The sequence below is a fragment of the Variovorax paradoxus B4 genome, from assembly GCF_000463015.1.
Taxonomy (GTDB): Bacteria; Pseudomonadota; Gammaproteobacteria; order Burkholderiales; family Burkholderiaceae_C; genus Variovorax; species Variovorax paradoxus_E.
Map to the genome: position 1 here is coordinate 3,596,041 of NC_022247.1, position 13,243 is coordinate 3,609,283.

13 protein-coding genes and 2 riboswitches are annotated in these 13,243 nt (G+C 66.9%); of the genes, 8 read left to right on the forward strand and 5 right to left on the reverse strand.

The window, feature by feature from the left end; genetic code table 11:
• Window positions 1-23 precede the first annotated feature (23 nt).
• The 7 genes from VAPA_RS16770 to gcvP all read left to right on the forward strand — a co-directional run bounded on the left by VAPA_RS16770 (window position 24) and on the right by gcvP (window position 8,373).
• Window positions 24-995 (forward strand): TRAP transporter substrate-binding protein, encoded by a 972-nt coding sequence (locus VAPA_RS16770; RefSeq protein WP_021007959.1) that lies wholly within the window; start codon window positions 24-26, stop codon window positions 993-995.
• Between the two features lie 84 nt (window positions 996-1,079).
• The gene (locus tag VAPA_RS16775) at window positions 1,080-1,574 is read left to right on the forward strand and encodes a TRAP transporter small permease (RefSeq protein WP_021007960.1); all 495 of its coding nucleotides are present in this window, start codon (window positions 1,080-1,082) and stop codon (window positions 1,572-1,574) included.
• The gene (locus VAPA_RS16780) at window positions 1,571-2,848 is read left to right on the forward strand and encodes a TRAP transporter large permease (RefSeq protein WP_021007961.1); all 1,278 of its coding nucleotides are present in this window, start codon (window positions 1,571-1,573) and stop codon (window positions 2,846-2,848) included. The genes VAPA_RS16775 and VAPA_RS16780 overlap by 4 nt, the downstream gene beginning before the upstream one ends.
• 138 nt (window positions 2,849-2,986) lie before the next feature.
• Window positions 2,987-3,532 carry a hypothetical protein gene (locus VAPA_RS16785; protein ID WP_047783042.1) on the forward strand — a complete coding sequence of 182 codons (546 nt, stop codon included), beginning with the start codon at window positions 2,987-2,989 and terminating at the stop codon, window positions 3,530-3,532.
• Window positions 3,533-3,564: 32 nt separating this feature from the next.
• Window positions 3,565-3,655, forward strand: a riboswitch (glycine riboswitch).
• A gap of 12 nt (window positions 3,656-3,667) precedes the next feature.
• A riboswitch (glycine riboswitch) is annotated at window positions 3,668-3,780 on the forward strand.
• A 45-nt stretch (window positions 3,781-3,825) separates the two neighbouring features.
• Window positions 3,826-5,004, forward strand: coding sequence for a glycine cleavage system aminomethyltransferase GcvT (gene gcvT / locus VAPA_RS16790; protein WP_021007963.1), 1,179 nt, complete (start codon window positions 3,826-3,828; stop codon window positions 5,002-5,004).
• Window positions 5,005-5,044: 40 nt separating this feature from the next.
• Window positions 5,045-5,416 carry a glycine cleavage system protein GcvH gene (gene gcvH, locus VAPA_RS16795; protein WP_021007964.1) on the forward strand — a complete coding sequence of 124 codons (372 nt, stop codon included), beginning with the start codon at window positions 5,045-5,047 and terminating at the stop codon, window positions 5,414-5,416.
• Window positions 5,417-5,466: 50 nt separating this feature from the next.
• Window positions 5,467-8,373 carry an aminomethyl-transferring glycine dehydrogenase gene (gene gcvP / locus VAPA_RS16800; protein ID WP_021007965.1) on the forward strand — a complete coding sequence of 969 codons (2,907 nt, stop codon included), beginning with the start codon at window positions 5,467-5,469 and terminating at the stop codon, window positions 8,371-8,373.
• A gap of 17 nt (window positions 8,374-8,390) precedes the next feature.
• On the opposite strand, the gene VAPA_RS16805 is transcribed toward gcvP, so the two are convergent.
• The 4 genes from VAPA_RS16805 to VAPA_RS16820 all read right to left on the reverse strand — a co-directional run bounded on the left by VAPA_RS16805 (window position 8,391) and on the right by VAPA_RS16820 (window position 11,575).
• The gene (locus VAPA_RS16805; protein WP_021007966.1) at window positions 8,391-8,639 is read right to left on the reverse strand and encodes a hypothetical protein; all 249 of its coding nucleotides are present in this window, start codon (window positions 8,637-8,639) and stop codon (window positions 8,391-8,393) included.
• A 129-nt stretch (window positions 8,640-8,768) separates the two neighbouring features.
• Window positions 8,769-9,707: a DUF3014 domain-containing protein gene (locus VAPA_RS16810; RefSeq protein WP_021007967.1), complete on the reverse strand. Its 939-nt coding sequence runs from the start codon at window positions 9,705-9,707 to the stop codon at window positions 8,769-8,771.
• A gap of 127 nt (window positions 9,708-9,834) precedes the next feature.
• Window positions 9,835-10,512 (reverse strand): alpha/beta hydrolase, encoded by a 678-nt coding sequence (locus tag VAPA_RS16815; protein ID WP_021007968.1) that lies wholly within the window; start codon window positions 10,510-10,512, stop codon window positions 9,835-9,837.
• A gap of 4 nt (window positions 10,513-10,516) precedes the next feature.
• Window positions 10,517-11,575 carry an NAD(P)H-dependent flavin oxidoreductase gene (locus VAPA_RS16820; protein ID WP_021007969.1) on the reverse strand — a complete coding sequence of 353 codons (1,059 nt, stop codon included), beginning with the start codon at window positions 11,573-11,575 and terminating at the stop codon, window positions 10,517-10,519.
• Between VAPA_RS16820 and VAPA_RS16825 the strand changes: the two genes are divergently transcribed.
• On the forward strand, window positions 11,574-12,452 hold the full coding sequence (locus tag VAPA_RS16825; RefSeq protein ID WP_021007970.1) for an NAD(P)-dependent oxidoreductase: 879 nt from the start codon (window positions 11,574-11,576) through the stop codon (window positions 12,450-12,452). The genes VAPA_RS16820 and VAPA_RS16825 overlap by 2 nt on opposite strands.
• Here VAPA_RS16825 and VAPA_RS16830 read toward each other — a convergent pair.
• Window positions 12,447-13,193, reverse strand: a complete 747-nt coding sequence (locus VAPA_RS16830) for a tRNA-uridine aminocarboxypropyltransferase (RefSeq protein WP_021007971.1) — start codon at window positions 13,191-13,193, stop codon at window positions 12,447-12,449. The two genes, VAPA_RS16825 and VAPA_RS16830, sit on opposite strands and share 6 nt — an antisense overlap.
• Window positions 13,194-13,243 lie beyond the last annotated feature (50 nt).

The window sequence follows — 13,243 nt, forward strand, 5'->3', positions numbered from 1 at the left end:
TTTCCATCTCAGGAGACAGAAGAATGAAATTGACCCGACTGGCCGCTGGCCTGGTTCTGGGCATGGGCATGGCCTGCGCGGCCTTTGCGCAGACGACCATGAAGATCAGTATCTCGACCGCGCAGAACTCGCACCAGGGCGTCGCGATCGACGTGTTCGCCAAGGAAGTCGAAAAGCGCACCGCGGGCCGCTACAAGGTCCAGACCTTCTACAACGGCTCGCTCGGCGGCGAGCGCGAGTCGATCGAGGCCGTGCAGCTCGGCACCCAGGAGCTGGCGCTTTCCTCGACCGGCCCGGTGCCGAACTTCGTGCCGGAGACGAAGATCCTCGACGTGCCCTTCCTGTTCCGCGACAAGGCCCACGCGCGCGCCGTGCTCGACGGCCCGATCGGCCAGGACCTGCTGACCAAGTTCGACGCCAAGGGCTTCAAGGCGCTGGCCTGGGCCGAGAACGGCTTTCGCCACATGACCAACAGCAAGCGCGACGTGAAGGGGCCGGAAGACCTCAAGGGCCTGAAGATGCGCACCATGGAAAACCCGGTGCACATCGCGGCCTACAAGACCTTCGGCATCGTCACGACGCCGATGGCCTTCCCCGAAGTGTTCACCGCCTTGCAGCAGGGCACGGTCGATGGCCAGGAGAACCCGCTGTCGGTCATCATCGCGGCCAAGTTCGACCAGGTGCAAAAGCACCTGTCGCTCACCGGCCACGTCTACTCGCCCTGCATCTTCCTGATGAACAAGGCGTCGTTCGACAAGCTCAGCGCGGCCGACAAGCAGGCCTTCCTCGATGCAGCCAAGGAAGGCACCAAGGCCAACCGTGCGCGCGTCGACGAAGACGATGCCAAGGGCGTGGCCGACCTGCGCGCCAAGGGCATGACCGTAATCGACAACGTCGACAAGTCCAAGTTCGTCGCAGCGCTGGCGCCGGTGAACGCCCAGTTCGAAAAGGACTTCGGCAAGGCCAACCTCGACAAGATCCGCAACTTCAAGTGACCCGAACGCTATCTTTCCGATAGCATTCCCCGCCCGTTCAGTTCCGTCTGGCGGGCTTTTTTGTTTTCAACATCACGACTGCAGATGAAAGAAAAATTTCTCGGCATCGAGCGCTGGACCACCGGCTTCTCGATGATCGCCGCCTGTGTGATGCTGGTCATCGCCTCGGGCCTGGGCGTGTTCCAGATCGTCACGCGCTTCGTGCTCGAGCAGCCCGCCGAATGGAGCGAGATCCTGATTCGCATGAGCCTGATCTGGATGGTGTTCCTCGGCATTCCGATGGCGTTTCGCCAGGGCGCGATGGTGAGCGTGGACGTGCTCTACCGCTGGAGCCCGCCGCGCATCAAGCGCGTGCTCGACGCCGTGGTCAGCATCGCAGCACTGGCACTGATGCTGGTCATTCTCTGGTGGGGCTGGGACTACGCGATGCGCGGCCGCGTGCAGTCGATGGCCGGGCTCGAAAGCCTGTCGATGATGTGGTCGTACCTGGCGCTGCCGGTCGGTTCCGTTTTCTGCCTGTTCGGCATCGTTGGCAATTTTCTCGATCCCAAGCGGCTTGAGCTGGAGACTGCGCAATGACGCCCGTGATGGTTGCAACGATGGTGCTGTGTTTTGCACTGTCGGTTTCGGTGGCGGTGTCCATCGGACTCGCGTCGATCCTGGGTATCCAGGTGGCCAACGTCAACATGCTGATCTCCGTCAAGGAGATGTTCAATTCGATCAACAAGTTTCCGCTGGCGGCCATTCCGTTCTTCATCCTGGCCGGCAACCTGATGGAAACCGGCGGCATCTCGCGGCGGCTGGTCGAATTTGCCAAGAGCATCGTGGGCGGCGTGCAGGGCGGCCTGCCGATGACCTGCGTGCTCACCTGCATGATCTTCGCAGCGGTGTCGGGCTCGTCGGTGGCCACCACTTTCGCCATTGGCGCCATCCTGATTCCGGCGCTCATCAAGCACGGCTATCCCACCGCGTACGCGGCGGCGCTGCAGGCCACGAGCGCCGAGCTGGGCGTGATCATTCCGCCCTCGATCCCTTTGATCCTCTACGGCGTGAGCGCCGAGGTGTCGATCGGCGAGCTGTTCATTGCGGGTTTCGGCCCCGGCATTCTCATCAGCCTGGCGCTGATGCTGTTCGTCTGGGCCTTCTGCAAGTGGAAGGGCTGGGGCAAGAACGACGGCGACGGCCGCATGCCTTTCGGCAAGGCGCTGTGGCAGGCCGGCTGGGCGCTGCTGATGCCGGTGATCATTCTGGGCGGCATCTACGGCGGCATTTTCACGCCCACCGAAGCCTCGGCGGTGGCGGTGTTCTATGCGCTGGTGGTGGGCGTGGTGATCTACCGCGAGATCAAGCCAAGGGACCTGTACGTCATCCTGCGCAAGTCGGTGCTGTCGTCGGCGGTGATCATGTTCATCATCGCCAACGCGGGCCTGTTCGCGTTCCTGATCACGCGCGCGGGCGTGCCCGACGCCATCGGCCACTGGCTGCAGGAAGTGCTGAAGTCGCCCGCGATGTTCCTTTTGGGCGTGAATGCGGCGCTGTTCGTCATCGGCATGTTCATCGAGACCAGCGCGGCCATCATCGTGCTCGCGCCCATCCTCGCGCCGGTGGCGGTGCACTTCGGCATCGACCCGGTGCACTTCGGGCTGATCATGGTGGTGAACCTCGCGCTGGGCATGATCACCCCGCCCTTCGGCGTGAACCTGTTCGCGGCCTGCACGGTGGCGCGCATCTCGCTGGACCGGATCGTGAAGTACCTGGTGCCCTTCGTGCTCGTGATCCTGGCCTGCCTGATGGTGATCACCTACGTGCCGTGGATATCGCTGGGGCTGCGCGACCTGGTCTACGCCAAATAAGCGAAAAGCAGGCATGAAAGAATGGGCAGCCTTCGCAGGGCTGCCCGTTTTTGTTTTGCCCTGTAAGGCAAACGTTTCACGAAGATGTCACCGCTTGCAACGATGCTTCAGCCCTCGATCCCCGAAAGCTGTGGCGCCATGTTTCCCACCAAGACCGACAAGGCACGCGACGAACTCCAAGGCCGCCAGCGCACGCTCAGCCAGCGTGAGCGCGCCTTGCTGCTGATGGCCGACGGCCGGCGTTCGCTGACCGATTTCAGCCCGCTGTTCGCAAGCCGGACCGAAGCCGAGCAGGCGATCCAGGCATTGGTGCTGAAGGGCTATCTGCAGGACGCGCAGGCAGTCGCCGCGACGGCTCGGGCCGCGGCCCAGCCGCCCGTCCCGGTGCCCGCGGCAGACCCGATCCGGCTCGCCACCTCGGCCGACAACTTCGACGGCAAGCGCTCGCTGGCCACCACGCGCATGTTCCTGTTCGACATCTGCGAGCGCATGTTCGTGCGGCGCGACCCCAGGTTCGCGCTGCAGATGCGCGATGCGCTGCGCGAGGCGCGTGACCGCGGCGCGATGATGACCATTGCCGCGCTGATGCTCACGGAGGTCGAGAAAACCGCCGGCGCCGAGCGGGCCGAATCGCTGCGCGAGCGCATCGACCGGCTGCTGCCGCCGGCCGAGACCGTGCACTGAGCCTGCGGACCTCGGGCCCGCGATCCACTACACTCCCATGGTCAGGAGAGAGCCCCGCCAGCCGGGGCCGCCGAAGGCGCAGGGGTTTCCCGAACGCTCAGGCAAAAGGACTGACACAGCGCTGGTGGATGCCGGCGTTTCCTTGCTGGAGAGAGGCCGTTGCATCTGCAACCATGCGGCGGCCCACCGAAGGAGCAAACCCCGATCGTGGGGCGAATCTCTCAGGTAAAGCGGACAGCAGGGGTGGCCCATGGCTCGCGCCATGGAATTCGTCTGCCCCTTTGGAGTGCCCCATGGCTGCTTCCTCCGACGCCTCTTCCGCCGAACAACTGCTCAAGACCCCGCTGTACGACCTGCACGTGGAGCTCGGCGCCCGCATGGTGCCCTTTGCCGGCTATTCCATGCCGGTGCAATACCCCGCCGGCCTCATGGCCGAGCACAGGCACACGCGCGACGCGGCCGGCCTGTTCGACATCTCGCACATGGGCCAGCTGCGCCTGGTCGGTGCGGACGCCGCGGCCGCCTTCGAAACCCTGATGCCGGTCGACGTGATCGACCTGCCCGCCGGCAAGCAGCGCTACGGCCTGCTGCTGAACGACGAGGGCGGCATCCTCGACGACCTGATGTTCTTCAACGAAGGCCACGGCTCGATCTTCGTGATCGTCAACGGCGCCTGCAAGGTGGCCGACATCGCCCACATCCAGCAGAAGATCGGCGAACGCTGCGAGGTGCAGCCGCTGCCCGACCACGCGCTGCTCGCCCTGCAGGGGCCGCAGGCGGCCACGGTGCTGGCGCGGCTGTCGCCCGGCATCGAGCGCTTCGTGTTCATGACCGGCGGCGCGGTGCAGATCGGCGGCATTCCGGCCTTCGCCACGCGCAGCGGCTACACCGGCGAAGACGGCTTCGAGATCTCGGTGGCCGGCCAGAATGCCGACGCGCTGGCCCGCCTGCTGCTGGCCCAGCCCGAGGTCAAGCCCGTTGGCCTGGGCGCGCGCAATTCGCTGCGGCTGGAAGCCGGGCTGTGCCTCTACGGCAACGACATCGACACCACCACCACGCCGGTCGAGGCCTCGCTCAACTGGGCGATCCAGAAGGTGCGCCGCACCGGTGGCACACGCGAAGGCAGCTTTCCGGGCGCGGCCAAGGTGCTGGCCCAGCTCGCCGCCGCCACGGCCGGCGCCGCGGGCCACACCGACCACGACACGCTGAAGCGCAGGCGCGTCGGCCTCGTGGCACTGGAACGCATTCCGGTGCGCGACGGCACGGTGCTGCAATCCTTCGAAGGCCACGACATCGGCTTCGTCACCAGCGGCCTGCTCGGCCCGACGGCCGACCGCCCGATCGCCATGGGCTACGTGGCCACCGCGTTTTCCGAACCCGGCACGCGTGTGCAGGCCATCGTGCGCGGCAAGCCGGTGCCGATGGAAGTCTCGACCCTGCCTTTCGTGCCCACCCGCTATTACCGCGGCTAGGCTCTGCACCCCAAATCATTTTTTCCACGAGGAGTTTTTCATGAGCATCAAGTACACCAAGGACCATGAATGGGTCTCGGCCGAAGGCAGCGCGGCCACCGTCGGCATCACCGTGCATGCGCAGGACGCGCTCGGGGACGTGGTCTTTGTCGACCTGCCTGAAGTCGGCAAGACCTTTGCCCAGGGCGAAGTGGCCGGTGTCGTCGAATCGGTCAAGGCCGCGGCCGACGTGTTCATGCCCGTATCGGGCGAAATCACCGAAGTGAACGAAGCCCTGCGCGCCGACCCCTCGCTCGCCAACACCGATCCGCTGGCCGCCGGCTGGTTCTTCAAGGTCAAGCTCAGCGAGCCAGCGCAGCTCGACGGCCTGCTCGACGCCGCCACCTACGACAAGTTCGCTGCCGAGTCCTGATCCGCCGAGTTCTCCGGCCGCCTTTTTCTCATCCCCGAGCCTTCACCGCCATGTCGATTCCCGCCCTTCCCTCTTTGCAACAACTGGAGAACGCCGAAGAGTTTCTCGCCCGCCACATCGGCATCGATGCGGCGGACGAGGCGCGCATGCTGCCGGTGATCGGCTCGGAAACCCGCGCCGAGCTCATCGACGGCATCGTGCCTGCGGCCATCCGTCGCGCCAAGCCGATGCGGCTGCCGGCGCCCCTCACGGAGGCGGATGCGCTGGCCGAATTGAAGGCCATCGCGGCGAAGAACAAGGTCTTCAAGAGCTTCATCGGCCAGGGCTACTACGGCACGCATACGCCGGGCGTCATCCTGCGCAACGTGCTCGAGAACCCCGCCTGGTACACCGCCTACACGCCCTATCAGGCCGAGATTTCGCAGGGCCGCATGGAAGCCCTGCTCAACTTCCAGACCATGGTGTGCGACCTCACGGGCATGGCCATCGCCAATGCGTCGATGCTCGACGAAGCCACGGCCGCAGCCGAGGCCATGACGCTCGCCAAGCGCAGCGTCAAAAGCAAGAGCAACGTGTTCCTGGTGTCCGGCGACTGCCATCCGCAGACCATCGAGGTCATCAGGACGCGCGCCGCGCCGCTGGGCATCGAGGTCAAGGTCAGCACCGTGTCCGAGACGCTGCCGCACCTGATGGTGAGCGGCGAGTTCTTCGGCGTGCTCGCGCAGTACCCCGCCACCACCGGCCACGTGCACGACCTGCGCCCGCTCGCAGGCCATGCGCACCAGTGCGACGCCGCCTTCTGCGTGGCCGCCGACCTGCTGGCGCTGACGCTGCTCGCACCTCCGGGCGAATGGGACGCCGACATCGTCTGCGGCACGACGCAGCGCTTCGGCATGCCGCTGTGCAACGGCGGCCCGCACGCGGCCTACCTGGCGTGCCGCGACGAGTTCAAGCGCTCGCTGCCGGGCCGCCTGGTCGGCGTGAGCATCGACACCCACGGCCAGCCCGCCTACCGCCTCGCATTGCAAACGCGCGAACAGCACATCCGGCGCGAAAAGGCCACCTCCAACATCTGCACCGCGCAGGTGCTGCCGGCTGTGGTGGCCAGCATGTACGCCGTGTACCACGGCCCCGACGGCCTCACGCGCATCGCGCAGCGCGTGGCCGCGCTCACGGCCATCCTTGCGCAGGGCCTCGCGCAAATGGGCCGCGAGCCGGTCAACGCCACGGCCTTCGATTCGCTGACCATCCGCACCGGCGACGACACGCCGAAGATCATCGAGCGCGCCCAGGCCGCGGGCGTCAACCTGCGCCAGCGGCTGCAGCAGCACCTGGGTATTTCGCTCGACGAAACCACCACGCGCGCCGACATCGAGACGCTCTGGGCCCTGTTCGTGCCCGCCGGCACCGCGATGCCGCGCTTCGACGACCTGGCCGGCACCGCGCCGCGCTTGCCCGAGGACCTGCGCCGCACCAGCGCCTTTCTCACGCACCCGGTGTTCAACACCCACAAGAGCGAAACCGCGATGCTGCGCTACATCCGCAGCCTGTCGGACAAGGACCTGGCGCTCGACCGCAGCATGATCCCGCTCGGCAGCTGCACGATGAAGCTCAACGCGACCAGCGAGATGATCCCGATCACCTGGCCCGAGTTCGCCAACATCCATCCCTTTGCGCCGGCCGAGCAGCTGGTGGGCTACGCGCAGCTCGACGCGCAGCTGCGCGCATGGCTCTGCGAAGCGACCGGCTACGCGGGCATCAGCCTGCAGCCCAATGCGGGCTCGCAGGGCGAGTACGCGGGCCTGCTGGCGATCCGCTCCTTCCACGAAGCCAAGGGCCAGGGGCACCGCAACATCTGCCTCATTCCTTCGTCGGCGCACGGCACCAACCCCGCAAGCGCGCAGATGGTGGGCCTGCAGGTGGTGGTGACGGCCTGCGACGCACAGGGCAACGTCGACATGGACGACCTGAAGCGCGCCTGCGAGAAGCACAGCGACAAGCTCGCGGCCGTGATGATCACCTACCCGAGCACGCACGGCGTGTTCGAAACCCGCGTGAAGGAGCTCTGCGAACTCGTGCATGAACACGGCGGCCGCGTGTACGTCGATGGCGCCAACATGAATGCGCTGGTCGGCGTGGCCGCGCCGGGCGAATTCGGCGGCGACGTGAGCCACCTGAACCTGCACAAGACCTTCTGCATTCCGCACGGCGGCGGCGGCCCGGGCGTGGGCCCGGTGTGCGTGGTCGAAGACCTCGTGCCCTACCTTCCGGGCCATGCGACGGCCGGCGTGGCATCGAGCGGTGTCGGCGCCGTCTCGGCAGCGCCGCTCGGCAATGCGGCCGTGCTGCCGATCAGCTGGATGTACTGCCGCATGATGGGTGCCAAGGGCTTGCAGGCGGCGACCGAAACCGCGATCCTGAGCGCCAACTACATCAGCGCGCGCCTCAAGGACCACTACCCCACGCTGTACGCGAGCCCCAACGGCCACGTCGCGCACGAGTGCATCCTCGACCTGCGCCCGCTCAAGGACACCAGCGGCGTCACCGCCGAGGACGTGGCCAAGCGCCTGATCGATTACGGCTTCCATGCACCCACGCTGAGCTTCCCCGTGCCCGGCACGCTGATGGTGGAACCCACCGAGAGCGAGCCGCTGGCCGAGCTCGACCGCTTCATCGACGCGATGATCGCGATCCGCGGCGAGATCCGCCGCGTCGAGGAAGGCGTCTGGCCGAAGGACGACAACCCGCTCAAGCACGCGCCGCACACTGCGGCCAGCCTGCTCGGAACGGAATGGGCGCATCCGTATTCGCGCGAACTCGGCGCGTTCCCGCTGGCTGAACTCAAGCGGGCCAAGTACTGGCCGCCGATCGGCCGTGTCGACAACGTGTACGGCGACCGCAACCTGTTCTGCAGCTGCGTGCCAGTGGACGCGTACCAGGAAACCGAAAAGGCCTGAAGACCGAAGGCGGACGCTCAGGCTTCCCGGCGATAGATCGCCCACTTCACGGTGAGGATGTCCGCGGCGATCTTCGCGGCATTGACGCCCGCGTAGCTTTCGGACGGATCGAATTCGAAGCCTTCGCGGTACCGGACGACCTGCGCGTAGTCCTGGTCGAAGGTCATCGGACCCATGAGCTCGGCGGGATCGGCGCCCGCGGGAAGCGCCAGGAATTTCTCGGGATCGGTGGCACTCTGGTAGAGGTCGACGCTCATCAGGTTCATACGGTTGTCCTCGAGATCTTTCTTGGGAATCGAAGTCAGGTGAACCACCGGCACCGCCGGCGGATTCGGCGAATCATCCCCGGCATCTGCGCCGCACGCAATCGGCCCGCGCCTACACGGCGCGCCGGTTCAGCGCGGCTGCTGCTTCTTCGCCAGCTCGCCCGTGGCGATCTGCTCGCGGAAGCCGCGCAGGCTGGCCTTCAGCTTGCGCTCGTTCTCCAGTCCCACGCGCACCATGATCTTCTGGCCCGACGAGAGCGACTCGAGCTTCGGATCGGCGTACTCGTAGCGCACCCAGGGCCGCTGCGACGGCACGTTGCCCTTCACCTCGACGAGGCGAACCTGCACCGGTCCGGCGGGCTCGGGCGCCTGTAACAGATGGTCGATCACGGCAACCAGCCGGTCGTTGAAATAGCGCCCCGGATAGCCGAGCTCTTCGTAGGCCTGCTGGAACAGCGGATAGAGCCGCGCATACACCTTGGCCGCCTTGGCCGGATCGATCGACTCGGCCAGCATCACGATGGGGTTGTAGCGCGCGGCATTGTTGGGCGAAATGGTCTCTTTCTCGCCCTTCCCCTGGGTGGTGAAGCGCTGCTTCGTCGGCTGCACCGGCCACGTGCTCGCGGGCGACTGCTCGCGCGCGAGATTGTCGACCGTGGCCACGAAGCGGCGCACGATACCCTCGAACTGCAGGAAGTCCGCCACGTTCTTGCTGCCCATCAGATCGACGAGCGCCTTCATCACGCGCGAATCGGAATCGGCGACCTTGGGCAGCCCCGACTCGGGCAGCGCGATCGCATCGATGGGGTTCTGCGGCTCCGCGGATTGGGGCGGGGGCGCAGGCGGTGCGGGCGCGAGCCCGTCGTTCGGCGCGGCGGCTACCGCTGGCGGCTCGACCGGCTGCGGCTGTTGCTGCTGGTACCAGCGCCAGCCCAGGAATCCGGCCGCGATCGCCAGCAGCACGATGACGATGATGGTTCCGGTCGACGTCTCGCGCCGTGGCCTGTACGCGGGGGCATCGCGCGAATCGTGCACATCGGGGATTTCGGGGGTGTCTCGGTCGGACATGTCTGCGGGTTCCTTTTGCGAGGATTGCAATGGGAGACGAGCGGCTATGGTGCACCAGATCGGCGCCTCGCCACGGTTTCGTCCCGTAACGCCCTGTGACGCGCCCGCGGCGCGAAAGTTCGGCCCGCTAGGACGCGCCCGCCGCCGAACCGAGCGACTGCAGCCACGCCAGCGCGCCCTGCAGCTCGGCCGGGCGGATCTCGTGGCCGCCCGGAAAATCGGCGCCCGACAGCGCCAGCGGCAGGCTGCGCGCCAGTTCGCGCGTGGCCTGCGCGGCGCTCGGGGGAATCACGTTGTCGGCGCTGCCGTGGCTCACCCACAGCGCCTTTCCTTCGAAAGCCCCGGGCGCTGCAATGTGCGCCGCCACCTGCGACAGCAGCCGGCCGTGCCACACCATCGCGGCGCGCACTTTCGCGGGCTGGGTCAGCAGCAGCGACAGCGCCATGATGCCGCCCTGGCTGAAACCGCCGACCACCACGCGCTCCGGCGGCACGCCGAGCTGCTGCGCGGCCGAGGCCACCATCTCGCCCACCAGGAAGCGGCTTTCGCGCTCCTGCTCCTCGTTGATGCGCCGCTCGCCATCGGCCAGCACCTGGAACTCGAACCACGCATACGCATCGGGCGAGAGCACATAGGGGGCGCGCAGGCTCAGCACATGAAATTGCGGCGGCATGAGCCGCGCGAGGCCGAACAGGTCCTGTTCGTTGCTGCCCACGCCATGCATGAGCACCAGCAGCCACGGCTCGCGCACGCTGGGATTCGACGCCTGCTCGAGGAACTTGAAAGGCAGATGGAGTTGTGTCATGGCGTCAGGCGGAAAGAGATTGAAAACCTTGCGCCAAGGCGTGCGTGATCTCGGCGGCCGGCAGCTCGCGGCAGCCCGTCGCATTCTGGCCCGACCAGAGCGGTGAAAAATCGCCGCTGCCCTGTGCCTCGGCCTTGGCGCGCAGCGGCGCAATGCCCGAGGTGGCAAGCGGAAACTCCGGCGCCACCGAGCCGATCGGCCCCAGCTCGCGCATCACGCGGTTGACGATGCCGCGCGCCGGCCGGCCGGTGAACAGATTGGTGAGCGCGGTGTGGCGCGCGGCTTCGCTCTTGAGCGCCGCGCGATGAATCGCGGTTGTCGTGGCTTCCGGCGCCAGCATATAGGCGGTGCCGACCTGCACGCCCGCAGCCCCCAGCGCCATCGCCGCGGCCACGCCGTTTGCATCCGCAATGCCGCCGGCCGCGATCACCGGCACCTTCACGGCATGCACCAGCTGCGGCAGCAACGCAAAGGTGCCGAGCTGTCTCGTCAGATCGTGAGACAGGAAATGGCCGCGATGCCCGCCGGCTTCCAGCCCTTGCGCGATGACCGCATCCACGCCACGCGCTTCGAGCCACTGCGCCTCTTCGACCGTGGTGGCCGAGGCCAGCACCTTCGCGCCCCAGCCGTGCACCTGCGCCATCAGCGCCTCTGAAGGCAGCCCGAAATGAAAGCTCACTGCCGGCGGACGGAATTCGGCCAGCAGGTCGGCCACTTCGGCACTGAACGGGTTGCGCCCCGGGCCGGTAGGGATGCTCGCGGCATCGATGCCGAACTCGGCGTAGTACGGCGCCAGCGCGGTGCGCCATGTCTCCTCGCGCCCGACGCTCGGCTCGGGCGGCGTGTGGCAGAAGAAGTTGACGTTGTAGGGCTTGTCGGTGCCGGCGCGGATAGCAGCGAGCTCGCTGCGCATGGCGTCGGCATTCAGCATGGCGCAGGGCAGCGAGCCGAGCCCGCCGGCGTTGCTGACCGCGATGGCCATCGCGCTGCCTTGCACGCCGGCCATGGGTGCCTGGATCAGCGGCAGGTCGATGCCGAGGAGTTGCTGCAAGGGAATGGTCATGTCGGATGTTCCTTCTGGATGCGCCGTGCGCGCCGGCGCCTATTTTGCGGCGAAGCCCAAAGCCCTGCGTTCAGCCGGCAGGCGCTGCGACCTGAGCTCGCGCAACCCCGTGCACATCGTGTTCCGCGCGATGCCCGTGACCGCCGCAGACCGCCATGCCGCAAGCCGCGGCCACCGCAGCAGCGGGGGGGGGCCAGGGCTTCGGCAGGATCGCCTTGAATGCTTTCAATTTCTTGCCGCTTCGGCATGGATCCATTGCAGGAAGGCCGCGACCGAGGATCGCACCATGGATCCAGGCTATGTTCGCGCCCTTGAAGGGCGGCTGGCGCAGCACTCGATCTGGCTGGTCGATGCGCCGGTCACGGGAGGCGCCATCGGCGCGGAACGCGGACAACTGACAATCATGGGTTCCGGAAAGCGCGGGGCCGTCGAGCTTGCGCCCCCCGTGCTCGAGACCTTCGGCAACCGGGTGCGCTACCTCGGCGCGGCTGGCTGCGGTGCTCAGATGAAAATTCTCAACCAGGTGCTCTGCGGCGTCCATCTGGCTGCGGCGGGAGAACCGCTCGCACTCGCAAGGCGCCAGGGGCTGCCGCTGGATCTCACGCTGGAGATTCTCTGCAGCGGAGCGGCAGGGTCCTGGATGCTCGCGGACCGGGGCCCCAGGATGATCGCGGGCAAGTTCGACGACATCACATCGGCGGTCGATATCTTCGTCAAGGACATGTCCCTGGTGCTCGACGCAACGCGAGAGTCGCGATTTCCCGCCGCGCTCGCACATGCTGCATACCTTGCCTTCCTCGGCACCGCGGCGCGGGGACTTGGCGCGCAAGACGACTCTGCCGTAACCACGGCCTACGAAGTTGCCACGAAGTCATGATGGCGGCAAGACGGCCACTTCGCGCAGCCGCCGATGCGCCGCACCGTCCCAGGCCACGGGCTGCTGGTTCTTCGCACGCAGATAGTGGTGCGTGAACACCACGAGGTAGGCATCCAGCGTCTGTTCGGCAACATGCTCGCCTGCCAGGTTCATGCACATCGCGGCCACCTCGCTGGTGCAGAAGTGGTCGTCGCGGCCGGAGTTGCGCAGCTTGTATTGCGTGATCCGCTCCGGCTGCAGGCTCAACACCGGCAGCCGGTCGAGGTAAGGGCTTCTGCGGAACATCTTGCGTGCCTCGGCCCATGTCGCGTCGAACAGGATGAAGAGCGGCCGTTTCGAAGTGCCACTGCCGCCCGTTCCAGGCGCCGGAACGGCCACGACCACACGCTCGGGCGCCGCATATTGCCCCGGGAACACCACGTAGGGCTGCCATTGCGGATCGTTCAACAGCGCCAACAGCGCGGGATCGGTTTCGGTGCGGGCCCAGCCGAAGGCGAAGGTATCGGCCACCACGTCGGCGACCAGCCACCCCGTGTTGGTGGGCTTGAGCGGCTCGATGTCGCCCATGAGCAGGCACACCCCCGCGCGCGTTGCCACCGAAGGGCGCGCAGCGCACATGCAATGGCTGGGCACCAGGCGGCAGCCCGCGCAGCGCTCGCGCTTGAAGCCACCACGGGCAAGAAAAGGTTTGGCGCTTCGCGCCAGGCGCGCGGCGCGAAGGAGGGAGACGGCGTGAGGCATGCACCGATTCTCGGCGGCTCCTGAACGCCGGTGCGCCGGAATGCTCCGAG